Source organism: Bacillus cereus group sp. BfR-BA-01381 (assembly GCF_022663555.1).
GTDB classification, from domain to species: Bacteria; Bacillota; Bacilli; order Bacillales; family Bacillaceae_G; genus Bacillus_A; species Bacillus_A pacificus.
Map to the genome: position 1 here is coordinate 1 of NZ_JAKUFR010000273.1, position 298 is coordinate 298.

The window sequence follows — 298 nt, forward strand, 5'->3', positions numbered from 1 at the left end:
GAAAATTAGAACAAAGCTTAGTGTATATGACAGAGAAAATACATATATTCAAACGGTGTGGGGAATTGGATATAAGTGGAGTGTACAGAATTGATGCAAAGGTTAAGGATTAAACAACAGCTAGTAGCTGGCTTCTTAATAGTTCTACTTGGTAGTTTAATACTAACGGTTTTAACAGCGGCTAGTGGTTGGTATTGGCTAACGAAGAATGGGAAAGTATTTCCTGCGAATTATTATGAACAGAAAATACCTATGATAAAAGAATATGTAAAAGATAAAGGCATACTATTGTTAAATG

1 pseudogene is annotated in these 298 nt (G+C 33.2%); it reads left to right on the forward strand.

Annotated features, from left to right (window positions below):
- Positions 1-93: 93 nt before the first annotated feature.
- Positions 94-298, forward strand: a pseudogene (locus MR079_RS28660) (sensor histidine kinase); the annotation flags it as partial.